We start from the raw sequence: 26078 nt of genomic DNA, 5'->3' as shown, positions 1-26078 counted from the left end.
GCGTGTGTCGAGCACGCTGCTGACAACCTCTTCGCTACCTATCACGCACTGTTGTCGCTCACTCATTGCGAGATATCGACAATGGTCTGCGCAGCAAAGACCCGGTCAAAATGAAGAATTCGCCTGGCGAACGCCTGGAGAACGCCGCCACATTGAGCGAGGAATTGGACGGCATGCGCCGGCTGCATGCGCTGCAGGTAAAGCTGGCGGCGCAGGTCGATTCGCGTGTCGCGCTGGAGGAAATCACCGCGCTTGCTTGCGCATTTGCGCGCACCGAGTGCGGCTGCCTGCAGCTGGTCGATGAGCACAGCTGCGGCATGGAGTTGCGGGTGTATCGCGGGCACGACGAACGCAGTCCGTTCGTGCAGCAGTTCTTGGAGGACCAATTTCAAGCGATTTGCGATACCGTGCGCCGCGAACGGCGCCAGTTGGTGATCGAAGATGTCGACAACTTTATCCCGCTCAAGGGCACACCGGATGGCGAGGCGGCGCTGTGTAGTGGTATTTGCGCTGCTCAATTCACTCCGCTGTTCAATCGTGCCGGCGTCTTGTTGGGGTTGCTGGGGACCCAATTCACCGTGCCGTATCAGCCGGCGGAGCACGCGCTGAGGCTGCTGGAACTGCTGGCATGGACAGCTGCCGACTATGTCGAGCGCCAACGCGCCGAGCGTGCGTTGCGCACCAGCGAATCGCGGCTTGTGGCGCTGTCGTTGGCGAGTTCCGAAGTACATTATCGGATGAGCCCGGACTGGGGCGAAATGCAAGCGCTGACCGGGAAGGAGTTTCTGGCCGATACGGTCAGCCCAAATCGTTCCTGGATCATGGATTACATTCCTGAAGAGGATCGAAGCCTGGTGCAGCGCAACATCGACGCAGGCATCCACAGCAAAAGCGCGATTGTGTTGGAGCATCGCGTGCGCCGCGCAGACGGCACCATCGCCTGGCTTGCGACCAAGGCGGTGCCGGCGCTGGATGCAGATGGCCGCATTACCGAATGGTCGGGCACGGCGGTCGACATCACCGCACGCAGACAGGCCGAAGAGCGCCTGCGTAACAGCGAGGCGCGGCTGGCGTACGTGCTCGATCAGGTTCCCCTTGGGGTGGGCTTGTTCGATCTGGAGGGCCGCTTCACCTATAAAAATCCGCAGCTGTAAGATCAGCTCGGCGAGCGCATTCCGTCGCACGACCAAGTGCATGGCGGGCGGTGGAAAGGCTTCGATCAGCAGGGTCGGCCGGTAGCGCAACAGGACTTCCCCGGCGCGCGCACGTTGCGGGGCGAGGACGTGAGCTTGTCGATGGATTTTCTTCATCTCGACGGCGAGACAGAGCGCTGGCAGCGGGTCACCGCTGTTGCGTTACGCGATGGCGACAAGGTGATCGGCGGGCTGACTGTCGTGCAGGAGGTGACCGAACAACGGCGCGTGCAATCGGAGCTGTGGCGGCTGGCCGAGCGTAACCGCGAGATTCTGGAAAGTATTTCCGATGCGTTCTACGGTGTGGATGCGCAGTGGCGCTTTACCTATATCAATCGTCAGGCCGAAGCGCTGTGGGCGCGTCCGCGCAAAGACTTGCTTGGCAAGGTGCTGTGGGATGAATTTCCCGACACGCTGGGCTCTGCGGTGCATCAGGCGCATCTGCAGGCAGCGCAGACGCGGCAGATGGTGCGCGTGGATGCGGCATCGCCGGTACGCGGGCATTGGGCCGACATCAGCATTTATCCCACCAGCGATGGCGGCATGTCGGTGTACTTTCGCGATATCACCGACAGAAAACATGCCGAAGAACAGCTGCGTGCCAGCGAAGAGCGTTTCCGCACGGCGCTGACCATCGAAACCGTTGGCGCAACCTACTTCAATATGGACGGTCGCATGACCGATGCCAACGATGCGTTCTTGAAGATGACCGGTTACAGCCGCGCGGATGTCGAAGCAGGCGCCTTGACCTGGCAGAAACTGACCCCGCCCGGATCGAGCGCATTGTCTGCGCACGCTTTCCACGAACTCAAGACCAAGGGCGGCACCACACCGTACGAACGTGAGTATCTGTGCAAGGACGGAAGACAACGCTGGGCGCTATTTGCTTCCAAGCTGTTGCCCGATGGCACCGGTTTCGAATTCGTACTTGATGTCACCGATCGCAAATTGGCCGAAGCGGCACTGCACGAAGTGCAAACTCGCAATGCGTTCCTGTTGAAACTCTCCGACGCGTTACGGCCGCTGGCCGACCCGTTAGCGATCCAGGGCAAAGCCGCGCGTGTGCTGGGCGAGCATTTGAATGCCGGTCGCGCCTATTACGTGGAAGTGGATGACGACGCAAAACAATACGTAGTCGAGCGCGACTGGCATCAACCCGGCGAAACCAGTCACGCGCGCCGCGTTGCGCTGTCCGACTGGCCGATGCCCTGGTTGATCGACGCACGCACCTGGGTGGTACGCGACACTGCCGCTGATCTGGCGCTGCCAGACGACCAGCGTGCGACCTATCTTGGCAACGAGATCGGCGCGCTGATCGTGGTGCCGCTGATCAGGCAAGGACAGTTGGCTGCCACCTTTGTCGTCAATCAGCGCACTGCGCGCGATTGGACTGCCGGGGAGATCCGGCTGGTCGAAGAAACCGCCGAGCGCACCTGGGTCTCGGTGGAACGGGCACGTGCACAGAGCGCGCTGCTCGACAACGAAGAGCGCCATCACCTGATTCTGGAGAACGCGCTCGACTACGCGATCTTTACCACCGACACGACCGGGCACATCCAGACCTGGCCGCCGGGTGCCGAAGCGGTGTTCGGCTGGACCGCTGAAGAAGCAGTGGGTCAGGACGTGGCGATGACATTCGTTGCCGAAGACCGCCTGACGGGAGTACCGCAACGCGAGCTTGAACAAGCGCGCTACACCGGGGTTGCATCGAATATCCGCTGGCATCAATGCAAGAGCGGCCGCCGCGTGTTTATCGAAGACGCAACACGGCCGCTGCGCGATGGCAGCGACGAGCCGCTGGGCTATCTCAAGATCGGACAGAACGTTACCCGGCGCCGGCAATGGGAAGATCGCCAGCAGGTGCTGCTGGCCGAGCTGCAACATCGCACGCGCAACTTGATGGGCGTGGTACGCGTTGTCTTCAATCGCACGCAACGCAGCAGCAAAAATATCGCTGAGTTGGCGTTGATCTACAACGACCGCCTGGACGCATTGGCACGTGTGCAGGGGCTGCTATCGCGTTTGAACGAGGGAGATCGCATCCTGTTCGATGAGTTGATTGACGTCGAGCTTTCGGCCATGGGTGCGATCGATGCGCAGGGTCGCGGCGATCGGGTGGTGCTGGATGGACCCAGTGGCGTGCGGCTGCGCTCCAGCACCGTGCAGACCTTTGCGCTGGCTTTGCATGAGCTGGCGACCAACGCCAACAAATACGGTGCGCTGGCACAACCCAACGGCCGACTACAGGTACGTTGGTGCCTGCTGCGCACCAGCAACAGAACGCGCTTGCGCATCGAATGGAACGAGACCGGCGTGTCGATGCCGACGCCTGGGGTCACCCCGCAAGGCTCGGGTTATGGCCGCGAGTTGATCGAACGCGCGCTGCCGTATCAGTTGCAGGCCGACACCACCTATGTGCTGGGGCCGGACGGCGTGCGCTGCACGATCGAACTGCCGGTGTCGGAAAGCATGCGTATGGATGAGGATGATGGGTAGACGTGGTTGCTTGGTTTCCCTGAAGCCGCTGCCCCGATTCGCAACGCCACTGTAGCGCGGCGTCACCTGTAGCAAGGTCGTCGGCGGGGGCCGGGCCTGCGATTCGGCGATCTCCAACATCGGGATGTCGGCGTTCCCAGTGAGGCAGGTTACCCGCTCGCCAGGTTTGTCCTCACGCGCTGCACGCATACGCATCTCATTGCCCTGCACAACCAACCGGTGCTGCATCCGGCAACCTCGCCCATCGCTTTTTCCGTTTGAATCCATATACTGCCCCCCAGTATCTGGCCGGAGCCGTCATGCCGCATTCGCCGCAGGAGAAAAAGCGAGCGCTAGCGCGCGTGCGTCGCCTGCGCGGGCAGTGCGATGCGCTTGAGCGTGCACTGGAGGCGGGCGCAGACTGTGCACCTGTCTTGCAGCAGATCGCCGCGATCCGGGGGGCTGTCAATGGGCTGATGTCGCAGGTGCTTGAGGCGCATATCCGAGAAGACCTCGGGCATGCCGCCGCCTCCGATGCCCAACGCGCCGAACGGGTGCAGGCGTTGCTTGGCTTGGTACGTTCCTACCTCAAATGAACTCCCACCGGGTCGTCGGCGCATGCCGTGCCCGTCCTTGAACCGCATCGTCAGGAGCGCCATCAAATGAAATCCCGTGCAGCAGTCGCGTTCGGACCCGGCAAGCCGCTGGAAATTGTCGAGATCGACGTCGCACCGCCCAAGGCTGGCGAAGTGCTGGTCCGCATCACCCACACTGGCGTGTGCCACACCGATGCTTTTACGCTGTCCGGCGACGATCCGGAAGGCATTTTCCCGTCCGTGCTGGGCCATGAGGGTGGCGGCATCGTCGAAGAAATCGGCGATGGCGTGACCAGCGTCAAGGTCGGCGACCACGTGATTCCGCTGTACACCGCCGAATGTCGCAAGTGCAAATTCTGTCTGTCCGGCAAGACCAATCTGTGCCAAGCCGTGCGTGCTACCCAGGGCAAGGGGTTGATGCCCGACGGCACCACGCGCTTTTCTTACGACGGCGAGCCGATCTACCACTACATGGGCTGCAGCACCTTCAGCGAATACACCGTTGTGCCGGAGATTTCGCTGGCCGTTGTGAACCCGGCAGCGCCGCTGGAAAAGGTCTGCCTGCTCGGTTGCGGCGTCACCACCGGCATTGGCGCCGTGCACAACACCGCCAAGGTCAAGCCGGGCGATAGCGTGGCGGTGTTCGGCCTGGGCGGCATTGGCTTGGCGGTGATCCAGGGCGCGGTGCAGGCCAGGGCCGGGCGCATCCTGGCCATCGACACCAACCCGGGCAAGTTCGATCTGGCCCGCAGCATGGGCGCCACCGATTGCATCAACCCGAAGGATGACGACAAGCCGATCCAGGAAGTCATCGTCGAGTTGACCGACGGCGGCGTGGATTTCAGCTTCGAGTGCATCGGCAACGTCAACGTGATGCGTTCGGCGTTGGAGTGTTGCCACAAGGGCTGGGGCGAGAGCGTCATCATTGGCGTGGCCGGTGCAGGCCAGGAGATCAGCACCCGGCCGTTCCAGCTGGTGACCGGCCGGGTGTGGCGCGGGTCGGCCTTTGGTGGCGTCAAAGGACGTACACAATTGCCAAGCATGGTGGAGCAATCGATGCAGGGCGAGATCGATCTCGATCCGTTCATCACCCACACGATGCCACTGGAAGAGATCAACGAAGCCTTCCACCTAATGCACGAAGGCAAGTCGATCCGCACCGTGATTCATTTCTGACCGTACGGCCGGGCTCGGCGCGCGGCCGCTCCCGCGCACGCGGTACCCGATCGATCCTCCGGGAGGGGCATGATGACAAGCGTGTCGATACATCCTTCGGTAGACAGCGGTGTTGCGCGTGGAGGTGCAAAAAGTTTTCAAGGGGGAGCCCTTGAATGTCACTGCGCCAGCGACAAAATGACGGTACCGACACGCCGCCGGAGCAGATGGATGGCATGCGCGCGCATCAACGCGTTAGGCCCGATCCTGCACGACTGCCTGTCGCCGGGATTGATGGACGCACTGGCTACCAATGCAGAGCGCAAGAAGGGCCTGCTGCACTGATCGCCAACCCTACGGCCGGCATGCACTGTCTGCCGCAGGTTATATCGAAGGAATCTCATGGAACGTATCGAACACCGCGCTTGTTTCGGCGGCTGGCAAGATGTCTACCGGCATCAGTCGCAGACCTTGAACTGCAGCATGCAGGTGGGTGTGTATCTGCCGCCGCAAGCGGCCGATGGCCGGTTGCCGGTGCTGTACTGGCTCAGCGGCCTGACCTGCACCGAACAGAACTTCATCAGCAAGGCCGGTGCGCAGCGCTATGCGGCCGAGCATGGCGTGATTCTTGTTGCGCCCGACACCAGCCCGCGTGGCGACGATGTGGCCGATGCGGACGGCAACGACATCGGCAAGGGCGCTGGCTTCTACGTGGACGCCACCGAACAGCCGTGGGCGGCGCATTACCGCATGTACGACTATGTGGTGAAAGAATTACCGGCGTTGATCGAAGCCCATTTCGCCACCACCGGTACGCGGGCGATCAGCGGCCATTCGATGGGTGGGCATGGCGCCTTGATCATCGCCTTGAAGAATCCGGGACGCTATCGCAGCGTCTCGGCGTTCTCGCCGATTCTCGCGCCCAGCCAAGTGCCATGGGGTGAGAAAGCGTTTGGCCAGTATCTGGGGCCGGATCGTGCAACGTGGAAAGCCTACGATGCCAATGCGCTGATCACACAGGCGCAGGAGCGCTTGCCACTGTTGATCGATCAGGGCGACGCTGACGAATTTCTTGAAAACCAGCTGAAAACCTGGTTGTTCGAAGATGCGGCGAAGGCCGCTGGTTACCCGATCACTGCGCGACTGCAGCCAGGTTATGACCACAGTTATTACTTCATCGCCAGTTTTATCGGCGAGCACATTGCGCATCACGCTGCCGCATTGCGTGGTTGATCTTGGTTGAGTGCGTCGTTGAAATGCGTAGGACTGAGTGCAGGGTGCAGGGTGCAGGGTGCAGTAGCAGACGTGCCGCCGCGCGGCGCGCGCGGCGGCGGCAGGATTCAATGCACGTCGCGCAATTCCCAATGATGTCCGGCCAGCACCTGCATGCGCTGCTTGAGCAGCTCGCCAGGAATGCTGGTGATGGCAACCAGATCGATACGTAGGTCGCCCTGCTTACCGGTCACCGTGGCCGACGGATCGGTCACTCCCAGCCTCGGGTCGACTGCGTCCGGGTTGGCCTGCAACTGGCGCCAGCGATCGAACCAGGACGGATCACGCAGGGCGGCCTGCAACTGTTCGGCAAAGGCGTCGGCACCGTGGGCGCTGAAGCTCACGCTCGGCTCGCCGCCGCGGGCGAGCTTGGGGTCGGGCAGGCTGATCGAATAGTTGACAGGCATGGGCGAAGACTCTGGTGGATGTGGATGACGCCGGCACGTTAGTACAGCGGCGGTGAGAGCTCCGTCTGCAAAGCAGTGTAGCCGGGCAGGGCATGCAACTCGGCAAGCTCGCCGCCGTGGTCCACGCATATGGTGGGCGTCATCACGCCCTCGCCAATCTTGCGCACGTTAAAGCCGGACAGCGTTTCGGCCGGCGGCTCGAAGCCCATGAGCCTGGCCACCGCTCGGTGACGTTGCGGTAGGCGCGCAGCGCTGGTTCGATATCCGCTACGCTGTCTGGCGCGGCGCCGATCATCCCTACGCTTGTGGCTATGCCCCATCCCCTTACCTCGCGCCCTTGCATTTCTGAATGGTACATGCCGCCAAACGCCGATAACGGTCACCAATTGAGGACGGGCGCACGCTTGCCTTGCAAGGTGGCGCCCGCTATTGCGCACCGCTGGCAGGCCTGTCGGAATCGCTATAGCTCCTGTCGCAACGCCCCTGCTAGGGTCCGACGCGACCGCTGCAAAGCGGATCTCGACGACACCGCACCGGTGCCGCCGCGCTGAACCACACGGAGAGTCAATATGCACAACAGCCAATCCAGCAACCTCATTCAGACCGGCGTGCAGGCGCCCACCACACGGCGGCGCGCATCGCGCTGGTGGAAAGCAGCGCTGGCAGTCAGTCTGGTGGCAGCCGCACCGGCGGCGCTGGCCGGGCCTTATAAGATCTTCGGCAACCACTACGCGTGGGTGAACAATTTCAATGATCCCGACAACATCATCCAGGGCACCTTCGGCACTGGTAGCACGCCGGAGTTGACCGTCACCTTCAATTTCGCCGACTACAACCTTTACGGCTATCCGGCGATCGTGCGTGGCTGGCATTACGACTGGAACTCGACCAGCGACACGCTGTTTCCGCGGCAGATTTCTTCGCTGAGCAAGATCCCGCTCAAGTTCAGCTACAGCGCAGGCGGCACCAACCTGGCCGGCGATTTTGCCCACGACATCTTCTTCCGCCGGGATGCGGCCAAGGGTAACCCGCAGCTGGAAGTGATGATCTGGGGCGACCACAATTCCTGGCCGATCGGCACGCTGACTGCGAGCAAAGTGATCAACGCCAGCGGGCGAACCTTCGATTTATGGGAAGGCCTCAATTCCGGTGCCGGCTACTACGTCTACACCTTCATCCCGACCGGCACTGCCGGCCAGGCCACGCTCAAGACCAGCGGCAGCCTCAACGTGGATGCCAAGCCTTTCCTCAACTGGTTGCAGGCCAATCGGTCCAAGGATGGCCGCTACAACAACAGCATGTATCTGCACGCGGCCGAAGCCGGCTTCGAAGTGGTACGCGGCAATGGCTGGGTAAAGGTGAGCGCCACGCTGGATGCGCAGTAAGCATGGCGCTCCACCTGCCGCTTAGCTGAAAGGCTGGTGCGGGCGGTGTTCGAAATCAGCGTGCAGCAAAACGAACACGCCGATTCCTGCATCGCTCGCGACGGCCTGTTACTCACTCGCGAAAGCTTGTCAGCCACTCCAAGAGGTTAATGAGCAGATGATTGGCGAACTGCTTACCGTTGTCGGCATCAATGTGTCGATAGATTCATTCGTGACTGGCCAATCCGGCGCGACCGGCAATCTGTTCCGGACTGAAGTCCTCATTCAGCAAGACCTCCATCTGGGCGATGCCTCAGCGTCGATGTGTGGACGCTGGCTGGCCTGCGCGCGCCGTCGCTCACTGATGCGCTGCGCATAATCTGGCAGATATTGCCGAGCGTGCTGATTGCGGCGCAGTTCGCGGCTGATCGTGCTGCGCGCGCGCTCCAATGCACTGGCGATGGCATGCATCGACATGCCGCTTTCATACAAGGCATGCAGACGGTCTCGTTCTGACAGGTCCAGCCGGCTGGTTGACCTGAGCAACTCCACATTCGTGGTGAAGTCGCTCATGTCAGGTCGCCTTGATCACTTCACAAACGTTGGTGTTGCGATCCAGAGTTGAAGCCGCCTTCTCGGCCCACACCTTCGGTTTTACCGGCGCGGTCATTTCGTTGCCATCGCTGTGCGCACTGACGCCGGGGCTGGGATACACGCCCGGATACGAGTGCGCGTCGATGATGCCGGGACTCACCCACTTGCCAGTGCCGCCGATGCGGCGCACATCCGCTGGCGTTTCGAGTGCGCGACCGACCGCGGCTACCTTGCCGTCGTGCAGCAACACGTCGGCATCGTCAAGCCGCTGGCCGGTACCGTTGAGCCGTAGCGTGCTGGACCAACACCGGACCGGGTGCTAGGCGGCCCATGCCAGCAGCCTCATCACATTCGGCGGTGCATGCTATGCCGTATTTGTCAGGGGAAACGTCGATGATTGCCAAATCAGAGCGCAACAAACAGGCCGATGTGGTATTGGCTTTCTGGGAGCTGGCCGGGTCCGCCCGCTGGTTCACGCACAACGATGCATTCGACGCTAACTTTCGTCAGCATTTCGGCGAACAGCATTTCGCCGCCGCACGCGGCGAATACGCGCACTGGATGGAACGTGCCGAAGATGCGCTTGCCCTGTTGATCCTGCTCGATCAATTTCCGCGCAATGCCTTCCGTGGCAGCGCGCACGCGTATGCCACCGACGGCTTGGCGTTGCGCTATGCCAAGCAGGCAGTCGCCAGCGGCTTCGATCAGCAGGTGTCCGCACAATTGCGATTGTTTTTCTACTTGCCGTTCGAGCACGCCGAAACATTGGACGAGCAGACGCGCGCGGTGCAGCTGATCACCGCGCTGGACGAGGCAGACACCACGCACTGGGCCGTAGAGCATCGGCGCATCATCCAGCGCTTCGGACGCTTTCCGCATCGCAATGCAGTGCTGGGCCGCGAGACCACTGGCGAGGAACAGCAGTTTCTCGATGAAGGTGGATTTGCTGGTTAGTCGTCCCTGAAAAATCCCCTTCAAGCGCCAAGCGCCAAGTGCCGTCGGTGACAGCGGCACGGCGCTCAAGGATGACCATCCCATCGCCCGCATCCAGGCACGCAAAAACGCGATCCAGCGCAGCAGCCAGCGCAGGTTGTAGCCGGCCGCGCAGCCGAGCACGTGCAGCGCATCGCCTTGTGCACCTTTCAGCCTGCAGCGACGCAAATCGCCACCGTCGGTTCTACGCTCACATCCTGCAGCAACCCGCGTGTCTGCTCCAGCTGCTCGGCCAAGGTATCGCCGTCGTACGGGTTGCCCGGGAAGCTGCGCGCACCCACGACCAATCCCTTGCAGGCGGTGACCGCAATGCCGACCTTGACGCCGAATTCGTACGCTTGACGCGCCTTGCCCTTGCCGATGCATTCCACTTCCGGGGCATGCAATGCGTAGAGTTTTTGTTTGTCCTTCGGACGCTGCGTGTACAGCCGTTGCGCACGTTCCAGCCAGACAGCGATGCGCTCGCGCACGCCGGTGTTTACCTGATCGAGTTTGCGTTGGATGTCGCGCACGAGCCGTCCCAGCACTGTGCGTTGACGTCGCAGGACGCGCCGCATCCGCTTGAACTGGCACGCATGCGCATACCGACCTGCCTTGCGGCTCAGGGCCGGGCCTTGCCGCGCGTAGCTCTGCCGCAATCCGATGCTGTGCCGCTTGGCCAGTAACACCAGCTTCTTGCGTGCCACCTCCAGCAAACGGCTGTCGGTCGGATAGGCGATCGCCTTTTCCTGCACCGTGGTGTCCACGATCACCCGCGACAACTCGCGTGCGTCCACCGCCTGCATCGCATGCGCGGCGTTGATGGTGTGCGCCAACAGCTCTTCCATCCCGGCCTCACCCAGGCGCTACCGCCAGCGCGTCAGCGCGCTGGCATCGCACGGCAAACGCGTCTGGAACACGACCTCGCCAGTGAAGAACTGCCAGTACGGATTCTCCAGCCAACGCTCGCACACCGTTTCATCGGACAGGTCGTAGGCGTGTTTGAGGTAGAGCAAACCGGCAATCAGCCGCACCGGCAATGCCGGCCGACCGCCACCGGCCTGGGTGGCCGGCAAGCGCGATGAAAGTGCTTGCTCCAACGCCGTCCACGGCATCTGTTGGCTCAGCCGCGCCAGCGGATGACGCAGATCGATCTGGTTCTCCAGCCGCGAACGAAACAACTCGTCGGCAGGCATGTCTTCGGCAGCAGGACGGCGTGTACGCATGGGCGGAACAAGAAACCAGCCTTCAGCGTAGCGAACACTGGTAGTTCTGGCACGCCGGTGCAGACATCAAGGCCTTGCGGTCGTTGGGTGGTTGGGGTTTTTCAGGGGCGACTCATTACGTCCAGGGCCAAAAACTGGCTAAGCGCCCGAGGTGCAAGGATGATTACCTCATCCCGGTTGCGGATCTCCCCATTCGGCGGAATCCCTAGTACCGCCCACAGAGCCTACTTTTTGCTGTGGTTTCAATAGACTGGTCGATAAATGGAGACCTCGAACGTCAGTACATCGTTACTGCGCTCTCTTAGCCCCATCTCGATTTTCCAGCCTGTCGCTAGAGACTTGGCTATTTCCGGATTGTCCGCTTTGGACAGGGCTGCAATCTTTCCCCTGCCTCCCAGGGTGCCTCGGCGATAGACATTGATCTCCTCGCGGTCATCTTTAGTCCAGAGTACGCAGACGTCATTGATGGCTACAAACCGAAGTTGATCTATGAATAGCGTTTTAAACACCAGGGGTATGCGGCCACCCGCTTCCAAGGCCAGTTCGGCACTGATTCGCGGATTGGTCAGTGGTGGATAGGTTTTTTTCAGAACCGGAATACCGAATAGCCAGATGTGGCGGCAGGCGAGAGCGTCCTCAAGCGCGCGGTGGAACGCCCCTGTTGTTGATGCATGTCCCGATTCCGCAGCGGCATCCGAGAGCTTCACCCAGCCGCTATGGCCAGGATGAACTTCGCTATAACTACGCATGGCACAGTCTACATGTGGGAAAAAGCCAGTAGGGAAGAAGCTCGTATCAAAGGGGGCGTTGTAGAATACGACCGTTTTACCGGCGCAGATCGAAGCGATCTTTGGCAATAATTCGCTCCAACTGGGAGCACTGATCACATCCTGCGGGCTGATCCCATGAATGGCCTGAGCTTCTGGCCAAGCGGTATTTCGCGCCGGACGCACCAGTGTGTTAAGCAAGATGGTGCCGTCGGCATTGACAATTGCAATTTCCAAAATTTCATCCCTGCCATCCTGATTCAAACCTGTGGTTTCAGTGTCCACGAAGATAGGGGGAACTGAGTTCGTCGCTGGTAAAGCAGCGGGAGTTGAGGATAACGTTGGGGTGGCCGGAGTGGTGGCTACAGCAATGGGCGTTGTCGCCGAGCGTCGAAACAGCTTTCGCAGTACCTCAAACATCGAATCCTCCTGAACATTAATTTTCTGAAAGCCAATTTAATCGTGGGCGGATTTGATACGTCCAGGGTTCCGTAGACACTCACGACCTCGTTGCGCGTAGCGCCTTCAAACTCTACAGGGGACAGATCGCCAGTTGAACCATGGCGGTGTTTAGAGCGTGTTATGAACTTTGCCCTTGTCACGCTAACGTATACGGATGAAGCCTCGTAAGCCTTATTCCACCGATATTTCCGACGAAGAATGGGCCTTTGCGGCTCCCTATTTGACGCTGATGGACGTGCAGGCACCGCAGCGCAAGTATGAGCTACGCGCGATGTTCAACGCACTGCGGTGGATCGCGCGCGCCGGCGCACCATGGCGATTGCTTCCCAACGATTTTCCGCCCTGGGAAGCGGTGTATCAGCAAACACAGCGCTGGCTGCAAGCGGGCTGCTTTGAGGCCATGGTCAGTGATCTGCGCTCACTCTTGCGTGTGGCGCAAGGGAAAAAAGGCCAGCCGAGCGCGGTCATTTTCGATGCTCGCACGCTGCAGTCCACCTGCGAAAGCGGGCCGCGTGCTGGATACGATGGCTATAAACGCAAGAAAGGCAGCAAGGTACACATGGCCGTCGATACGCTTGGACATCTGCTCGCTGTCCAGGTGACGCCGGCTAATGAGCAGGAGCGCGCGCAAGTCCGATCGTTGGCACAAGAGGTACAACACGTGACCGGTGAAACGGTCAAGATCGCCTTTGTTGATCAGGGCTACACCGGTCAAGAACCGGCGCAGGCGGCCACGGAAGAAGGCATTGAGTTGCACGTGATCAAGCTGCAAGAAGCGAAAAAAGGCTTTGTCTTGCTGCCGCGCCGTTGGGTTGTCGAGCGCAGCTTCGGATGGGCCAATCGTTTCAGACGGCTGGCACGCGACTACGAGCGATTGCCGGAAACCTTGGCCGGTTTGCACTTCGTCGTCTTCACGATCCTGATGCTTGGAAATGCAGCCACCCTCTTTCAAAGTTCATAACACGCTCTAAGGCGGCCAAGTCCGGGAAGTGAATACTGGCTGCGCTGTCCAGCGCTTCTGGCGCTCGCATTCAGTTCATTTGGCGGCGGTGTCCGGTTCCGTCGCCGATGAGTGTCCAGTTGGTTGGCTTTTCGTACATATATCCTTTTTTGGAAGTCGCACCCGCGCATCATAGCCCTTACACATAGCGGGCGAAATCATTGCTCCCCCGCTCTTGCGACCGTCTCGGAGAAATGAGCAGTGCCATCGGTCGAGTTCTAGACAAACGCGATCTGTTGCGCGACTTTGCCAGGATCGGGATGTAGGTCTGCACCGTTCGCCGCGGGAGTGGACGACCGCAGACTCCAGGTCCGGCGTGGCTGATATATTGGATTTCCGCTATCAGAGGGGTGCCCAGCGCTCTGTGAGGCCCACGCCGGTTGTTTCAAATATTGAGCTTGGCCGCGAAGCGGCTGGGCTCACCTGCAGAGTGCCACTGCCGCATAGCAGCCTCGACCATTCTCCGGGCATCCATGGCGTCCCGCTCAAAGGCGCGCGGGTAGACGTAATAGTCAATGGAGCCGATCTCCATCGCCGGCTCGACTACGCACGAGAGGTGCAGCAGGAACTCGCCTTCGTCCTCTAAAACCGATGGCAGCCCCAACTCCCGCTCAACTTCGGCGGCGCGCTGGCGCGCCGCAGTGCGCATGGTGTCCACGGCGACCACGCCATGCTCGCGCAGGTCATCGGCAAGCTGCGCGGCTGCGGGGGATCCGAAGTAGACGGGGACGACTGTGGGCATCGCGGTGTCCTGAATGAGTGTTTCAGCATGTTCAACCTTTGCGATCCCAGCGCCGCAGTGTCGGGGGCTGGCAGCCTCGATTGCAGTAACTTCGCCGCGCGATCGCTCAGTGACCTACCTGATCACTGGGCGGACCCTTAGCAGCCTTCCGGCGCTTCTCGAAACTGTGCAGGATGAGGCCGAAGATCATTAGGCCCGACCAGACCCAGATCGCAGCCTCACCCATGTAGTGGGAGGCTGCCCAGGCGATCGCCGAGACCATCAGGCCCACAATCAACAACAGCGCTCCGTCCTTCGCCTTGCCGCTCATGCTGCGGCTGCCAGGGAAGCGTAGTAACGACGACCCGGGCGCTTGTAATCGTAGATCTCAGGGTGGGCAATCAGGATGCTGCGGACGCGGTCGCTGCTCAGACCATTGCGGCTGGAGTAGGCCAGGACGTCGACCAGGCTGGTGCCGCAGGACAGGGTCCGGCCCGCGGCCACCGCGGCGCTGCCTACCGCGGCGCCCAGATACCAGGAAGCGCCCAGCGCGCCGATCGTCGTGGCGAGTTCCACCTTGGTGCCGGCCTTGACGAGTTCAAGCACCGTCACTTTGGGCCCCATCTTCTCTGCCAAGGTGAGCATGGCGCTGATACTCCCCACAATCGCAGTGCCGGAGCCGTAGAGGCCCGGCGCGGCGAGGCCTAGGGCCTCCATGTTTTCCTTGTAGTAGGCGAACCAGGATGGCTGGGTTGGGCATCGTTCCATGATTTTTCTCATCAATTGGCAAAAATCGGATTATGGATAAACTCGTCCGTCATTGCCGGACAGGCGTCACATCGGTGGCAACCTGATAGCCTGCTGCGCGCTCAAGTGATGCCGGCCTGGCGCTGCTCAGGCGCCCCCGGGTTGAGCAACCAATGGTCCCGGGGCCGGCAACCGTAGATTCCCACCGATATGGGATTTCAAATATCGGCGCTACTGTGCTCCGTGAATAAAGAGTCGCCCCTGAAAAACCCCAACCACCCAACGACCGCAAGGCCTTGATGTCTGCACCGGCGTGCCAGAACTACCAGTGTTCGCTACGCTGAAGGCTGGTTTCTTGCAATTTCCGCCCATGCGTACACGCCGTCCTGCTGCCGAGCACATGCCTGCCGACGAGTTGTTTCGTTCGCGGCTGGAGAACCAGATCGATCTGCGTCATCCGCTGGCGCGGCTGAGCCAACGGATGCCGTGGACGGCATTGGAGCAAGCACTTTCATCGCGCTTGCCGGCCACCCAGGCCGGTGGCGGTCGGCCGGCATTGCCGGTGCGGCTGATTGCCGGTTTGCTCTACCTCAAACACGCCTACGACCTGTCCGATGAAGCGGTGTGCGAGCGTTGGCTGGAGAATCCGTACTGGCAGTTCTTCACCGGTGAGGTCGTGTTCCAGACGCGTTTGCCGTGCGATGCCAGCTCGCTGACGCGCTGGCGGCAGCGCCTGGGTGAGGCCGGGATGGAAGAGCTGCTGGCGCACACCATCAACGCCGCACATGCCATGCAGGCGGTGGACGCACGCGAGTTGTCGCGGGTTATCGTGGACACCACGGTGCAGGAAAAGGCGATCGCCTATCCGACCGACAGCCGTTTGCTGGAGGTGGCACGCAAGAAGCTGGTGTTACTGGCCAAGCGGCGACGTCCCCCCAATTTTGAGTAGCGCCTCAGTTTGGAGTCCAATTCCCTACCCCGAGGAGATTGGACGTGAAGAAGCGCTTTACCGAAGAGCAGATCATTGGCTTCCTGCGTGAGGCCGAAGCAGGCGTGGCGATCAAAGACCTGTGCCGGCGCCATGGCTTCAGTGAGGCCTCGTACTACCTGTGGCGCAGCAAGTTCGGCGGGATGAGCGTGCCCGATGCCAAGCGACTCAAGGACCTTGAGTCCGAAAACGCGCGGCTGAAGAAGTTGTTGGCCGAGCAGCTGTTCGAAAACGACCTGATCAAGGATGCACTGCGAAAAAAGTGGTGAGCGCACTGGCGCGTCGTGCGCTGGTGCGCGAGTGGATCGGGTGCGGTGCCAGCGAGCGTCGCGCCTTGGCGGCGATCGGCATGAGCGCCAGTGCGCTGCGCTATCGCCCGCGCGAAGACCGCAACGTTGAGCTACGCGAGCGCATTCTTGCGCTGGCGCATTGCCATCGCCGCTATGGCGTGGGGATGATCTATCTCAAACTTCGTCAGGAAGGACGCGTCGTGAACTAAAAGCGTGTGGAGCGGTTGTACCGCGAACAGCAGCTGCAGGTCCGGCGCCGCAGGCGCAAGAAGGTGCCGGTGGGCGAGCGCCAACCATTGTTGCGGCCATCGCAGGCCAACCAGGTGTGGTCGATGGACTTCGTGTTCGACCGCACCGCCGAAGGCCGGGTGACCAAGTGTCTGGTGATCGTGGAAGACGCAACCCACGAAGCGGTCGCCATCGACGTGGAGCGCGCGATCTCGGGACGCGGCGTTGCGCGCGTGCTGGACCGACTGGCACACAGTCGCGGTTTGCCGCAGGTGATCCGCACTGAGCGCGAAGCCTGCCCTCGGGGCACAACGGCAAGGAGTTTTGCGGCAGGGCGATGGTCGCCTGGGCGCACGCCCGTGGTGTGCAGCTACGGCTCATCCAGCCGGGCAAACCGAACCAGAACGCCTACGTCGAATCGTTCAACGGCCGACTAGGCGACGAATGCCTCAACGAGCACTGGTTCCCAACACTGCTGCATGCACGCACCGAGATCGAACGTTGGCGATGCGAATACAACGAGGACCGACCCAAGAAAGCAATCGGCGGCATGACGCCGGCCGCTTATGCCCAACATCTGGCAAACACCGATATCATCAGGCCCGGACTCTAAACCCGGCCGCTACTCAGGGCGGGGGGACGTCGCAACAAGAAACGTGTGCAACAAAAAAACGAGCGCTCACTGGAGCGCCCGTTTCAACGTCGCCACGCTGGTGACACCGGTGCGGTGCGTTTTTGCTCAGTACTTTGCGACCCCGTTGTCCACCTCGTCCGACCACGCGTCGATGCCGCCGGTGACGTTGTAGACGTTGCTGAAGCCCAGCCCGCGGAAGTGCTCGGCCGCCTGCAGGCTGCGGCCGCCGAGGTGGCACAGAAACGCCAGCGGGGTGTCCTTGGGCAACTGTTCGATGGCAGCGCGTTCGTGTGCGTCCAGCGTGCGGAAGGGTGCAGCGACCGTGGCCAGTGCGCGCTCGTCGGCCGGGCGCACATCCACCAGGGTCAGCGTGCCGGCCTTGAGGCGGTCGTCGGCATCGCGCACCGACAGCTCCTGCACTGGCTTGGGCGCATTGGGGTTGTCGATGGACAAGCCGCGGCCACGGATGTCGTCCACCCAATCGATGGTGATGCCGTCGGCGCGGCGCGCGCTGGCCAGATCGAACTGCACGCGCAGACCGTTGGTTTCAGCCGCGATGGCGTTGGGGTTGGTCGGTGCCAGCTGGAAGTTCGGCTGGAAATTGGCATCGATGGCCAACGTCAGCGAAGCATCCGGCGCCTCGGCCAATGCGCCCTTGAGCATCTCGATCGCCGCCGGAGTGATGGTGATCTTGGGCGGGCTGCGATCTGGCGCCTGCAGGCCGAGCATGCCGCTCAACTCGCCGCTGTCGGCCATCTGCAGGATGATGTCGCTGCCGCCAATCAGCTCGCCGTCCACATACAGCTGCGGAATGGTCGGCCAGTCGCCGTAAGCCTTGATGCCCTCGCGGATTTCCTGGTCGGCCAGCACGTTGACGTGGGCATAGTCGATGCCCAGACCATCCAGCACGCCGACCGCCTTGGCCGAAAAACCGCACTGCGGCATGCCGGGCTGGCCTTTCATGAAGAGCACCACGCGGCTGGATTGCAGCAGCGTATCGATGCGGGAACGCAGGGCGGGATCAAGGGACATGGCAGCACTTTGGTCAGATCGTGGAGTCCGAGCATTCTACGCCGCATGGCATCATGCGGCATGACCACGCTGGAAACGCTGTATCGCACCCCCTCGCACCCGTACCGTTGGGTCGGCCTGCTGGCCCTCTCGCAGGTAGCGGTCGCGCTGCTGTGGTGGCAGTCAGGCTGGGTCTGGGGCGTACCAGCGCTGCTGTTGTCGCATGTGCTGTTTGTGGTGCCGGTGTTCCTGCCGCGTGCGCGTCTGTACGCGCCGGTGCTGGCACGCCTGCCGGGCAGCGCGCCGCAGGTGTGGCTGACCATCGACGATGGCCCCTCTGACGACACGTTGGCCATCCTCGAGCTGCTGGACGCCTATGACGCCAAGGCGACGTTCTTCGTGGTCGGCGTACGCGCCGAGCAGCGGCCCGAACTGGTGCGCGAGATCATGCGTCGCGGGCATGGCGTCGGCAACCACAGCCACACGCATCCGCAAGCCTGGTTCTGGGCGTTGGGGCCGCGCCGCATGGCGCAGGAAATCGGCCAGGCGCAGCGCTTGCTGGCGACCATCACCGGGCAAGCGCCACGGCTATATCGCTCGGTGGTCGGCATGACCAATCCCTTCGTCGCCTCGCCGCTGCGTGCGCATGGGCTGACCCGCGTGGCGTGGAGCGCGCGCGGTTTCGACGGCGTGCGCTGCGAGCCGGATGCCACCGTGGCACGCATCGTGCGCGACCTGCGCCCCGGCGCGATCGTGCTGTTACACGAAGGCGCCGCGCACGGCCACACACTCTCAATCTTGCGCGGCGTGCTGGAAGCGATGCAGACGCGCGGGTTGATGGGGCGGCGGCCGGACTGAAAACGCCGACAAAGCGACCAAACAGACGCCAATTGCCGCCGTCAGCAGCGTGCGTGGCGCACAGATCTATTGTTAGCCGCTCTTGGAATTTTGCTCAAACGCGACGATCGTCCATGCTGAAAATCAGGCAATTACGCATAGCGGCGATCGCCTCATTTTTTGATTGAAAGCTCATGGAAGAATTGTCCAGAGCCTCCCTAGTGATGCGCAGCCGTTTTCTATCGCTCTAGATCGACGTAAACACGTTGCACGTACGCTTTAACGCGGTTCGGCCACAATCAACCAATTGTTGAACGGCGTATTGCCATACAGCGGCGCAAACGTAGCACGCAAACCAGCGGCATCCAGGTGTGATTGCAGACTGTCGCGGGTGGGATAGCTGCGCGGCATACGTTGCATCCAGCCGCTCAGGTGCGCTAACACGTCGGTCACCCGGCTGGTGCGACCGCGGTTGCTGGTATCGCCTAATGCACTCCGCATCACCAGCTTGGCCCCCGGCGTCAGCATGGCCGCCACGCTGCGCAGCAGACTAGCCTGCCTGTCGGCTTGCAGATATTGCAGCACGTCCAGGATGGTCACGCTGCCGCGATGCTGCGGCCACGCCACACTCAGGTCGACCACGGCGAATTGCGTGTTACCCAGCGCCGAACGCTGCGCGATGTGTTGCGCGCGGCGGATCTTGGATGCATCCACATCCACCCCGCAATACTCCAGCGTTTGCCCATCGGCGCGTAATGCATGCGCGAGCAGGCCCAGCCCGCAGCCCAGATCCAGCACCGGTGCAGAAGTACCACGTAGCTCGGCCAACACGCCCGGATACAGCGGGTCGGTGCGCAGCTTGGCCTGCGTGTAGTAATAGTCGTAGCGATTGCCCAACGGATGCGGTGGCAAAAACGCGCGCGCGATTGCCAGCGCCTGCGCGCGGCTCATGGGTTGGGTGGCGGTGCTGTGCAGTGTCGTTCCTTGGCAGTGAGGCGTAGAGCGCGGCTAGCTTAGGGCCTGATGACACGATTGGGCTAGGCCCGGTTGGCTGTTTTGCAGTGCGATGATGCGCAGGCAACAGTGCTGCTCTTTGCCGTTGTTCCGAAATCGTGCGTGTTGCGACGTCCAAGTGTCGCGCGATCGACGTCTGCGCTGTACCTGCGGGATCCGGTCTCGCTAGCCACGTCGGAGCCAGGCAAGGTGGCATGCATCGTGCGGACTGGCACTGCCGCGGTTCGCGCAATCGTGTCCACAGTTCTCACAGCCCCTAGCGCATCGCGCGCCGCAGGCAGTGCCAGCGTTGCCCAACGTGCGTACATCGCACCGGAAGGATGCAGGCCGTCGTCGACCAACATATCCGCCGCGTCGCCGCCATCGCGACTGGTAGCGGTAATGTCGACAAAGCGCACGGCACGTTCGGCGCAGCGGTCGGCAGCCACGCTGTTGAAGGCATCGATCTGCGCGGCGATCAGCGCCTCATCGGCGCTTTGCGCACGCGCAAACGGCGTCAGCCCCCAATCGGGCATCGACAACACGAACACGCGCGCTGCGTGGCCACCTGCGAACGCGATCGCGCGCTGCAACACGTTATCGAACTGGCTGCGGTACTCGTCCAGCGAGCGCCCACGGTATTGATTGTTGACACCGATCAGCAAACTCACCAGATCGAACGGCCCGTGCGGTGCAGCCGTATCGATGCCGGCCTGCAACTCGTCGATGGTCCAGCCGGTGGAGGCAATGATCTGCGGCGGCGCAACGTTCCAACCGTGGGCACGCAAGCCATCGACCAATTGCGCGGGCCAGCGTTGCGACAGCGCAACGCCTTCGCCGATGGTGTAGGAATCGCCGAGCGCCAGATAGCGCAGCGGCGTGCCGAGCGCCGCCGTCACGCCACGCTGCGCGACTTGAGCGGCACCACCTTGGTCACCGCGTCGGCGCGCCGTGCCAGTGCGCGGTCGATACGTGCGAATACATCGCGCATTACCGACGCTTCCGGCAGCAAGGTCACGCGGAAGTGGTGGCGATACGGCACGTTGAAACTGGAGCCGGGCACCACCAACACGCCTTCCTCATTCATCAGGTCGAGCGCAAATGCATGGTCGTCGAAATTGCGTGCCGCCGGGCCGACTACCGCAGGAAACGCGTACAGCGCCCCGGCCGGGGCCACCAGCGACAGATGCGCGCTGGCCTCACAAGCGTCGATCACCGCGCGGCGGGTTTCGTACAAGCGGCCACCGGGTGCGCACAGTGCCGAGATGGTGTCCGGCCCGTTCACTGCCGCATCGATGGCGTACTGGCCCGGCACGTTGGCGCACAGGCGTAAGGCGCCTAACAGATCCATCGCGTTGCGCAGATCGTTGATGCGCGACTGCTCGCCAGACAGCAGCGCCCAACCCACGCGCCAACCGCAGGCGCGATGCACTTTGCTCAGGCCACTGAAGGTAATGCATGGATGCGCACCCGATAGCGGCGCGACCGGCACGAACCCGGCATCGTCGTACAGCACTTGGTCGTAGATCTCATCGACCATTAGCAACAGGTTGTGTTTGGTGGCGGTCGCCACGATGCGCTCCAGCAACTCGCGCGAATAACTGGCGCCGCTGGGGTTGTTCGGGTTGATCAGCACGATGGCGCGGGTGCGCGAGGACACCAGCGTCTCGATTTCCACCGGGTCCGGTTGGAAGCCATTCTCCGGCGCGCAGCGGTAATACACCGGGCGGCCGTCGTTGAGGATGGTCGCCGCCGACCACAGCGGGTAGTCGGGCGAGGGCACCAGCACTTCGTCGCCGGGATTGAGCAACGCGCGCAGCGACAGATCGATCAGCTCGCTGACACCATTACCGATGAAGATGCGGTCTGGATGCGCATCTGGATGCTGGCGCCGCGAATACGCCGACGCGATCGCCTCGCGCGCTTCGGGCAGGCCTTGCTGATGGGTGTACGGATCGGTGCGGCCCATGTCGTCGGCGATCGCGCGCTGCAGATGCTCCGGCGCACGGAACCCGAACGCACCCGGGTTGCCGATATTGAGCTTGATCAACTTGCGCCCCTGCGCCTCCAACTCCCGCGCTCGCCGCGCCAGCTCGCCGCGAATTTCGTAGCGGACTTCGGACAGACGCTCGCGGATGGCGAGCGGCTTTTGCGGGGCAGTGGACATGCGGCGGGCCGTTTGTAGGCGTGAGACTTGGCATGGTAGCGGAAATATGACAGGCGGGCATGCTTGCATCGGCAACGATGTCAAGCCGCTGGCAGATCTTCACCGTCTGGTGGGAAGTGCCAAATTCTGGACACCCTGCACCCGAGTGAGTGATGGCGTCTCAGCCTGAGAGACGCGCGATTGAGAAAATTGATCGTCGTCGGGGGATTGACTGATTGACTGTTTCTTAACATTCCCAGATTCTATTCCGTCACTTAAGCCTGCCGGCTCTCAGCAAGGATCGCGTTATGTCAGGGGGAAGTGCGTCGCTCTCGTTGCTCGAGGGCGGCCCGTCGGTGCAAGACCGACCGGATCTGGGGCTGCAGGGGTTGGTTCTGCTAGCGCAATTTCATGGTGTTGCTGCCGATGCGACACAACTGGCACACGGATTCGGCCGTGGCGGCGAGCCGTTCGACGAAACCACGCTGCTGCTGGCAGCCAAGCAACTGGGGCTAAAAGCCAAAGTCGTGGCCCAGCCGGCCGCACGGATCGGCATGGCGGCGTTACCGGCCCTGGCCCTGGTGCCGGATGGCGACGCGTTTATCGTCGCCAAGGTCGGGGCGGACCAGATCCTGATCCACGATCTGGTCGAAAAGCGGCCGCGCTCCATCTCTCCCGCCGAGTTCGAAGCACGTTACCAGGGGCGGTTGCTGCAGGTGGCCTCGCGGGCTTCGGTGCTTGGCGACCTGGCCAAGTTCGACTTCAGCTGGTTCATTCCTGCGGTGGTGAAGTACCGCAAGTTGATGCTCGAGGTCTTTATCGTCTCGTTCTTCATCCAGCTGTTCGCGCTGATCACACCGCTGTTCTATCAAGTGGTGATGGACAAGGTGCTGGTGCACAACGGCCTGACCACGCTGGACGTGATCGCGATCGGGCTGGTCTCGATGGCGGTGTTTGACGTGCTGCTGTCGGGTCTACGCACCTATGTGTTCGCACACACCACCAGCAAGATCGATGTGGAGCTCGGCGCGCGTTTGTTCCGGCATGTGCTGTCGCTGCCGTTGGCGTATTTTGAATCGCGGCGGGTCGGCGACACCATCGCGCGCGTCCGCGAGCTGGAGAACATCCGCAACTTCCTCACCGGGCAGGCGCTGACCTCGGTACTGGACCTGTTCTTTACGGTGGTCTTTCTATCGGTGATGTTCTGGTACAGCGGCTGGCTGACCCTGATCGTGGTGCTGTCCTTGCTGCTGTACGCCACGATCTCTGGACTGATCACCCCGGTGCTGCGCAAGCGCTTGAACGACAAGTTTGCGCGTGGCGCCGACAACCAGTCCTTCCTGGTCGAGACGGTCAGCGGCATCGGCACGGTCAAGGCGATGGCGGTGGATCCGCGTGTGACCCGCACCTGGGACAACCAGCTGGCCGGCTACGTCAGCGCCGGTTTCAACGTCACCCGCATCGCCACGCTGGGCCAGCAAGGCGTGCAACTGGTGCAGAAACTCACCGCCGTGGCGGTGCTGTTCTGGGGCGCCAAGTTGGTGATGGAAGGCAAGCTGTCGATCGGCCAGCTGATCGCCTTCAACATGCTGTCCGGTCAGGTCACCGCGCCCATCATCCGGCTGGCTCAGTTGTGGCAGGACTTCCAGCAGGTCGGTATCTCGGTCGAGCGGTTGGGCGACATCCTCAATACCCGTACCGAGGTGCCGGGCAGCCGCCTCGCATTGCCGCCGATTCGCGGGCAGGTGACGTTCGAGCGGGTCACGTTCCGCTACCGGCCGGACGCGCCCGAGGTGCTCAACGGGATCGAGCTGGATATCCGCCCGGGAGAGATCATCGGCATCGTCGGCCGTTCGGGCTCCGGCAAGAGCACGCTGACCAAGCTGGTGCAGCGGCTCTACACGCCCGAGCGCGGGCGTGTGCTGATCGATGGCCAGGACTTGGCGCTGGCCGATCCGGCCTGGCTACGCCGGCAGCTGGGCGTGGTGTTGCAGGAAAACTTCCTGTTCAATCGCAGCGTACGCGAGAACATCGCGTTGACCGATCCCGGCATGCCGCTGGAGCGGGTGATCCATGCGGCCAAGCTGGCAGGTGCGCACGACTTCATTCTGGAACTGCCAGAAGGCTACGACACCAAGGTTGGCGAGCACGGGACTGGTCTGTCTGGCGGGCAGCGGCAGCGCATCGCGATCGCGCGCGCGCTGATCGGCGATCCACGCATCCTGATTCTGGACGAAGCGACCAGCGCCCTGGATTACGAATCGGAACATGCAGTGATGAGCAACATGCGCGCCATCTGCAAGGGGCGCACCGTGCTGATCATCGCGCACCGCCTTTCCACAGTGCGGCAGGCAAATCGCATCGTCGTGGTGGAGAAGGGACGCATCATCGAGAGCGGCTCGCATGCCGAGCTGGTCGACCGGCCGGAAGGCCAGTACGCGCATCTATACAGACTGCAACAGGGGACACCATGAAGCACCTGCTCCAGGGATGGCGCGATTTCTTTCTCCGCTATTTCAAGATCTTCAAATCGGCCTGGGCGGTGCGCCGCCAGCTCGACCCGCCCGCGCGCAGCGCCGACGAGCGTGCGTTCCTGCCCGCGCATCTTGAGCTGACCGAAACGCCTGTCTCGCCCACCGCGCGCTGGACGATGCGCATCATCATCGGCTTCTTCTGTGTCGCGCTGCTGTGGGCATGCCTGGGCAAGCTCGACATCGTCGCCGTGGCACCGGGCAAGACTGTGGTCGATTCGCGGACCAAGGTGGTGCAGACCGCAGAAACCGCGGTGGTACGCAGGATCCTGGTGCGCGACGGCCAGGCGGTGAAGAAAGGTCAGTTGCTGGTCGAACTCGATGCCACGGCCACCGGCGCCGAATTCGCCCAGGCCGGCGACGCCCTGGTCAATGCACGGCTCGCCGCGCTGCGTCAGGCCGCACTGGCAACCGCTATCTCCACGGGTCAGCCACCGCAGCTGGGGGCGGCACCGGATCTACCCGCAGAGCGCGTCGCCAACGAGCAGCAACTGGTCAGCAGCCAATTCGACGCCTTCCAGGCGCGCCGACATAACTTGCAAGCCAGCATCGCCCAGCGCCAGGCCGAGTTGCAGACCACCCAGGACGCGATCGAACCGCTGGCCGAATCCGCACGCATCTCCAAAGTGCGCGCAGAAGACTACGGTCGTCTTGTCGAAGGCAAATACGTCGGCCGTCACGACTATCTATTACGCGAACAGGAGCGCATCGCCGCAGAAAGCCAGCTCGCCACCCAACGCAATCGCTTGCAGGAAATCCGCTCCGCGATCAGCGCGGCGCAAGAGGAATTGCGCGTGCTTGTCACCGACACACGCCAGCAGGCACTGGATGCCTTGCGCCAGGCAAGCGAGCAAGCCGGCCAGCTGACCCAGGACGTTGCCAAGACCGGGCAGCGCGACAAGCTGATGGCCCTGCACGCGCCCGTCGACGGCACCATCCAGCAACTGGCCGTCCACACCGTAGGCGGTGTAGTCACGCCCGCACAGCCGTTACTCGTCGTGGTGCCAGCCGAAGAAGCACTGGAGGTCGAGGTGACTGTCCTCAACAAGGACATCGGCTTCATGCGCCCGGGCCAATCGGTGACCGTCAAGGTCGACAGCTTCCCCTACACCCGCTACGGCTATCTGACCGGCACGGTCGCCAGCGTCTCCCATGATGCCGCGCAGGACGAAAAGCTGGGCCTGGTATTCCCCGCGCGCATCAAATTGAACGGCAGCACGCTGGAGATCGATGGGGTCAAGGTGCGGATGAGTGCCGGGATGAGCTTGAGTGCGGAAGTGAAGACGGGGAAGCGGCGGGTGATTGATTATTTGTTGAGTCCTTTGCATCAGCACGGATCGGAGTCTTTGAGGGAGCGCTGAAAAATATCTATTGCAAGTAATTCTAATGCTTGGATTGGGTGGCTGCCTGCATAATTATTGGTTTAAATAAATCTCATCCGGTTACGCAAGTGATTTTGGACTGAGTTA

20 protein-coding genes and 8 pseudogenes are annotated in these 26078 nt (G+C 62.1%); 15 read left to right on the top strand and 13 right to left on the bottom strand.

The window, feature by feature from the left end:
* Nucleotides 1-110 precede the first annotated feature (110 nt).
* From PD885_RS22200 to fghA, 7 genes and pseudogenes are all read left to right on the top strand, one after another.
* A complete protein-coding gene (locus PD885_RS22200; protein ID WP_231895755.1) occupies nucleotides 111-1154 on the top strand; it encodes a PAS domain S-box protein in 1044 nt (347 codons plus the stop codon).
* 36 nt (nucleotides 1155-1190) lie between these two features.
* Nucleotides 1191-3689, top strand: coding sequence for a PAS domain S-box protein (locus PD885_RS16865; RefSeq protein ID WP_231895754.1), 2499 nt, complete (start codon nucleotides 1191-1193; stop codon nucleotides 3687-3689).
* Nucleotides 3690-3988: 299 nt separating this feature from the next.
* A complete protein-coding gene (locus tag PD885_RS16860; protein WP_002804809.1) occupies nucleotides 3989-4264 on the top strand; it encodes a metal/formaldehyde-sensitive transcriptional repressor in 276 nt (91 codons plus the stop codon).
* 66 nt (nucleotides 4265-4330) lie between these two features.
* Nucleotides 4331-5440, top strand: coding sequence for an S-(hydroxymethyl)glutathione dehydrogenase/class III alcohol dehydrogenase (locus tag PD885_RS16855; RefSeq protein ID WP_002804810.1), 1110 nt, complete (start codon nucleotides 4331-4333; stop codon nucleotides 5438-5440).
* Between the two features lie 72 nt (nucleotides 5441-5512).
* Nucleotides 5513-5626, top strand: a pseudogene (locus tag PD885_RS22820) (S-(hydroxymethyl)glutathione synthase); the annotation flags it as partial.
* 24 nt (nucleotides 5627-5650) lie between these two features.
* Nucleotides 5651-5764, top strand: a complete 114-nt coding sequence (locus tag PD885_RS22195; protein ID WP_002804811.1) for a hypothetical protein — start codon at nucleotides 5651-5653, stop codon at nucleotides 5762-5764.
* 57 nt (nucleotides 5765-5821) lie between these two features.
* On the top strand, nucleotides 5822-6652 hold the full coding sequence (fghA, locus tag PD885_RS16845) for an S-formylglutathione hydrolase (RefSeq protein ID WP_002804812.1): 831 nt from the start codon (nucleotides 5822-5824) through the stop codon (nucleotides 6650-6652).
* Nucleotides 6653-6759: 107 nt separating this feature from the next.
* On the opposite strand, the gene PD885_RS16840 is transcribed toward fghA, so the two are convergent.
* Both PD885_RS16840 and PD885_RS16835 read right to left on the bottom strand, forming a co-directional pair.
* A complete protein-coding gene (locus PD885_RS16840; RefSeq protein WP_002804813.1) occupies nucleotides 6760-7098 on the bottom strand; it encodes a hypothetical protein in 339 nt (112 codons plus the stop codon).
* Between the two features lie 65 nt (nucleotides 7099-7163).
* Nucleotides 7164-7402: pseudogene (locus PD885_RS16835) on the bottom strand (DegV family protein); the annotation flags it as partial.
* A 265-nt stretch (nucleotides 7403-7667) separates the two neighbouring features.
* On the opposite strand from PD885_RS16835, the gene PD885_RS16830 reads away from it, so the two are divergent.
* Entirely contained in the window at nucleotides 7668-8483 is an 816-nt protein-coding gene (locus PD885_RS16830; protein ID WP_002804815.1) for a GH12 family glycosyl hydrolase domain-containing protein, read from the top strand.
* A gap of 208 nt (nucleotides 8484-8691) precedes the next feature.
* Here the strand turns inward: PD885_RS16830 and PD885_RS16825 are convergent.
* Together PD885_RS16825 and PD885_RS16820 are read right to left on the bottom strand one after the other, a co-directional pair.
* A pseudogene (locus PD885_RS16825) lies at nucleotides 8692-9035 on the bottom strand (transposase); the annotation flags it as partial.
* A 61-nt stretch (nucleotides 9036-9096) separates the two neighbouring features.
* Nucleotides 9097-9379 (bottom strand): annotated as a pseudogene (locus tag PD885_RS16820) (amidohydrolase); the annotation flags it as partial.
* Between the two features lie 43 nt (nucleotides 9380-9422).
* Here PD885_RS16820 and PD885_RS16815 point away from each other — a divergent pair.
* Nucleotides 9423-10010 carry a DUF924 family protein gene (locus PD885_RS16815; protein WP_323193886.1) on the top strand — a complete coding sequence of 196 codons (588 nt, stop codon included), beginning with the start codon at nucleotides 9423-9425 and terminating at the stop codon, nucleotides 10008-10010.
* 81 nt (nucleotides 10011-10091) lie between these two features.
* Here the strand turns inward: PD885_RS16815 and PD885_RS16810 are convergent.
* Both PD885_RS16810 and PD885_RS16805 read right to left on the bottom strand, forming a co-directional pair.
* Nucleotides 10092-11254 (bottom strand): annotated as a pseudogene (locus tag PD885_RS16810) (IS5 family transposase); the annotation flags it as partial.
* A 242-nt stretch (nucleotides 11255-11496) separates the two neighbouring features.
* Complete coding sequence (locus PD885_RS16805) at nucleotides 11497-12441, bottom strand: 3'-5' exonuclease (protein WP_145954041.1); 945 nt, start codon at nucleotides 12439-12441, stop codon at nucleotides 11497-11499.
* Between the two features lie 196 nt (nucleotides 12442-12637).
* Between PD885_RS16805 and PD885_RS16800 the strand changes: the two genes are divergently transcribed.
* Nucleotides 12638-13444, top strand: coding sequence for an IS5 family transposase (locus tag PD885_RS16800; RefSeq protein ID WP_002801519.1), 807 nt, complete (start codon nucleotides 12638-12640; stop codon nucleotides 13442-13444).
* A gap of 424 nt (nucleotides 13445-13868) precedes the next feature.
* Here the strand turns inward: PD885_RS16800 and PD885_RS16795 are convergent, their stop codons facing one another.
* The 3 genes from PD885_RS16795 to PD885_RS16785 all read right to left on the bottom strand — a co-directional run bounded on the left by PD885_RS16795 (nucleotide 13869) and on the right by PD885_RS16785 (nucleotide 14984).
* Nucleotides 13869-14225 carry a hypothetical protein gene (locus PD885_RS16795; protein ID WP_088057005.1) on the bottom strand — a complete coding sequence of 119 codons (357 nt, stop codon included), beginning with the start codon at nucleotides 14223-14225 and terminating at the stop codon, nucleotides 13869-13871.
* 106 nt (nucleotides 14226-14331) lie between these two features.
* The gene (locus PD885_RS16790) at nucleotides 14332-14535 is read right to left on the bottom strand and encodes a hypothetical protein (RefSeq protein ID WP_002804825.1); all 204 of its coding nucleotides are present in this window, start codon (nucleotides 14533-14535) and stop codon (nucleotides 14332-14334) included.
* On the bottom strand, nucleotides 14532-14984 hold the full coding sequence (locus PD885_RS16785; protein ID WP_231892746.1) for a hypothetical protein: 453 nt from the start codon (nucleotides 14982-14984) through the stop codon (nucleotides 14532-14534). Before PD885_RS16785 ends, PD885_RS16790 begins: the two co-directional genes overlap by 4 nt.
* A gap of 337 nt (nucleotides 14985-15321) precedes the next feature.
* On the opposite strand from PD885_RS16785, the pseudogene PD885_RS16780 reads away from it, so the two are divergent.
* Nucleotides 15322-15876: pseudogene (locus tag PD885_RS16780) on the top strand (transposase); the annotation flags it as partial.
* A gap of 68 nt (nucleotides 15877-15944) precedes the next feature.
* Nucleotides 15945-17070: pseudogene (locus PD885_RS16775) on the top strand (IS3 family transposase).
* A 126-nt stretch (nucleotides 17071-17196) separates the two neighbouring features.
* Here the strand turns inward: PD885_RS16775 and grxD are convergent.
* Nucleotides 17197-18123: a Grx4 family monothiol glutaredoxin gene (gene grxD, locus PD885_RS16770; protein WP_002804828.1), complete on the bottom strand. Its 927-nt coding sequence runs from the start codon at nucleotides 18121-18123 to the stop codon at nucleotides 17197-17199.
* A 45-nt stretch (nucleotides 18124-18168) separates the two neighbouring features.
* Here grxD and PD885_RS16765 point away from each other — a divergent pair, with 45 nt between their 5' ends.
* The gene (locus PD885_RS16765; protein WP_172402134.1) at nucleotides 18169-18960 is read left to right on the top strand and encodes a polysaccharide deacetylase family protein; all 792 of its coding nucleotides are present in this window, start codon (nucleotides 18169-18171) and stop codon (nucleotides 18958-18960) included.
* Nucleotides 18961-19218: 258 nt separating this feature from the next.
* On the opposite strand, the gene PD885_RS16760 is transcribed toward PD885_RS16765, so the two are convergent.
* The 3 genes and pseudogenes from PD885_RS16760 to PD885_RS16750 all read right to left on the bottom strand — a co-directional run bounded on the left by PD885_RS16760 (nucleotide 19219) and on the right by PD885_RS16750 (nucleotide 22099).
* Nucleotides 19219-19890 (bottom strand): methyltransferase, encoded by a 672-nt coding sequence (locus PD885_RS16760; protein ID WP_002804830.1) that lies wholly within the window; start codon nucleotides 19888-19890, stop codon nucleotides 19219-19221.
* A 293-nt stretch (nucleotides 19891-20183) separates the two neighbouring features.
* Nucleotides 20184-20831 (bottom strand): annotated as a pseudogene (locus tag PD885_RS16755) (SGNH/GDSL hydrolase family protein); the annotation flags it as partial.
* A complete protein-coding gene (locus PD885_RS16750; protein ID WP_002804834.1) occupies nucleotides 20828-22099 on the bottom strand; it encodes a pyridoxal phosphate-dependent aminotransferase in 1272 nt (423 codons plus the stop codon). The pseudogene PD885_RS16755 and the gene PD885_RS16750, both read right to left, overlap by 4 nt.
* 287 nt (nucleotides 22100-22386) lie before the next feature.
* Between PD885_RS16750 and PD885_RS16745 the strand changes: the two genes are divergently transcribed.
* Nucleotides 22387-24552 carry a type I secretion system permease/ATPase gene (locus tag PD885_RS16745; RefSeq protein ID WP_002804835.1) on the top strand — a complete coding sequence of 722 codons (2166 nt, stop codon included), beginning with the start codon at nucleotides 22387-22389 and terminating at the stop codon, nucleotides 24550-24552.
* Nucleotides 24549-25970 (top strand): HlyD family type I secretion periplasmic adaptor subunit, encoded by a 1422-nt coding sequence (locus tag PD885_RS16740; protein WP_002804836.1) that lies wholly within the window; start codon nucleotides 24549-24551, stop codon nucleotides 25968-25970. Before PD885_RS16745 ends, PD885_RS16740 begins: the two co-directional genes overlap by 4 nt.
* The last annotated feature ends 108 nt before the right edge of the window (nucleotides 25971-26078 follow it).

This window comes from Xanthomonas fragariae, from assembly GCF_900183975.1.
Classification (GTDB): domain Bacteria; phylum Pseudomonadota; class Gammaproteobacteria; order Xanthomonadales; family Xanthomonadaceae; genus Xanthomonas; species Xanthomonas fragariae.
This window is presented reverse-complemented; position numbering and strand designations above follow the sequence as displayed.

Excerpts from the sequence above, each read along its gene's own strand:
- PD885_RS22200 (WP_231895755.1), top strand. The coding sequence starts at position 111 with ATGAAGAATTCGCCTGGCGAACGCCTGGAGAACGCCGCCACATTGAGC.
- PD885_RS16860 (WP_002804809.1), top strand. The coding sequence starts at position 3,989 with ATGCCGCATTCGCCGCAGGAGAAAAAGCGAGCGCTAGCGCGCGTGCGT.
- PD885_RS16855 (WP_002804810.1), top strand. The coding sequence starts at position 4,331 with ATGAAATCCCGTGCAGCAGTCGCGTTCGGACCCGGCAAGCCGCTGGAA.
- PD885_RS22195 (WP_002804811.1), top strand. The coding sequence starts at position 5,651 with ATGGCATGCGCGCGCATCAACGCGTTAGGCCCGATCCTGCACGACTGC.
- fghA (WP_002804812.1), top strand. The coding sequence starts at position 5,822 with ATGGAACGTATCGAACACCGCGCTTGTTTCGGCGGCTGGCAAGATGTC.
- PD885_RS16840 (WP_002804813.1), bottom strand. The coding sequence starts at position 7,098 with ATGCCTGTCAACTATTCGATCAGCCTGCCCGACCCCAAGCTCGCCCGC.
- PD885_RS16830 (WP_002804815.1), top strand. The coding sequence starts at position 7,668 with ATGCACAACAGCCAATCCAGCAACCTCATTCAGACCGGCGTGCAGGCG.
- PD885_RS16815 (WP_323193886.1), top strand. The coding sequence starts at position 9,423 with ATGCCGTATTTGTCAGGGGAAACGTCGATGATTGCCAAATCAGAGCGC.
- PD885_RS16805 (WP_145954041.1), bottom strand. The coding sequence starts at position 12,441 with ATGTTTGAGGTACTGCGAAAGCTGTTTCGACGCTCGGCGACAACGCCC.
- PD885_RS16800 (WP_002801519.1), top strand. The coding sequence starts at position 12,638 with ATGAAGCCTCGTAAGCCTTATTCCACCGATATTTCCGACGAAGAATGG.
- PD885_RS16795 (WP_088057005.1), bottom strand. The coding sequence starts at position 14,225 with ATGCCCACAGTCGTCCCCGTCTACTTCGGATCCCCCGCAGCCGCGCAG.
- PD885_RS16790 (WP_002804825.1), bottom strand. The coding sequence starts at position 14,535 with ATGAGCGGCAAGGCGAAGGACGGAGCGCTGTTGTTGATTGTGGGCCTG.
- PD885_RS16785 (WP_231892746.1), bottom strand. The coding sequence starts at position 14,984 with ATGAGAAAAATCATGGAACGATGCCCAACCCAGCCATCCTGGTTCGCC.
- grxD (WP_002804828.1), bottom strand. The coding sequence starts at position 18,123 with ATGTCCCTTGATCCCGCCCTGCGTTCCCGCATCGATACGCTGCTGCAA.
- PD885_RS16765 (WP_172402134.1), top strand. The coding sequence starts at position 18,169 with ATGGCATCATGCGGCATGACCACGCTGGAAACGCTGTATCGCACCCCC.
- PD885_RS16760 (WP_002804830.1), bottom strand. The coding sequence starts at position 19,890 with ATGAGCCGCGCGCAGGCGCTGGCAATCGCGCGCGCGTTTTTGCCACCG.
- PD885_RS16750 (WP_002804834.1), bottom strand. The coding sequence starts at position 22,099 with ATGTCCACTGCCCCGCAAAAGCCGCTCGCCATCCGCGAGCGTCTGTCC.
- PD885_RS16745 (WP_002804835.1), top strand. The coding sequence starts at position 22,387 with ATGTCAGGGGGAAGTGCGTCGCTCTCGTTGCTCGAGGGCGGCCCGTCG.
- PD885_RS16740 (WP_002804836.1), top strand. The coding sequence starts at position 24,549 with ATGAAGCACCTGCTCCAGGGATGGCGCGATTTCTTTCTCCGCTATTTC.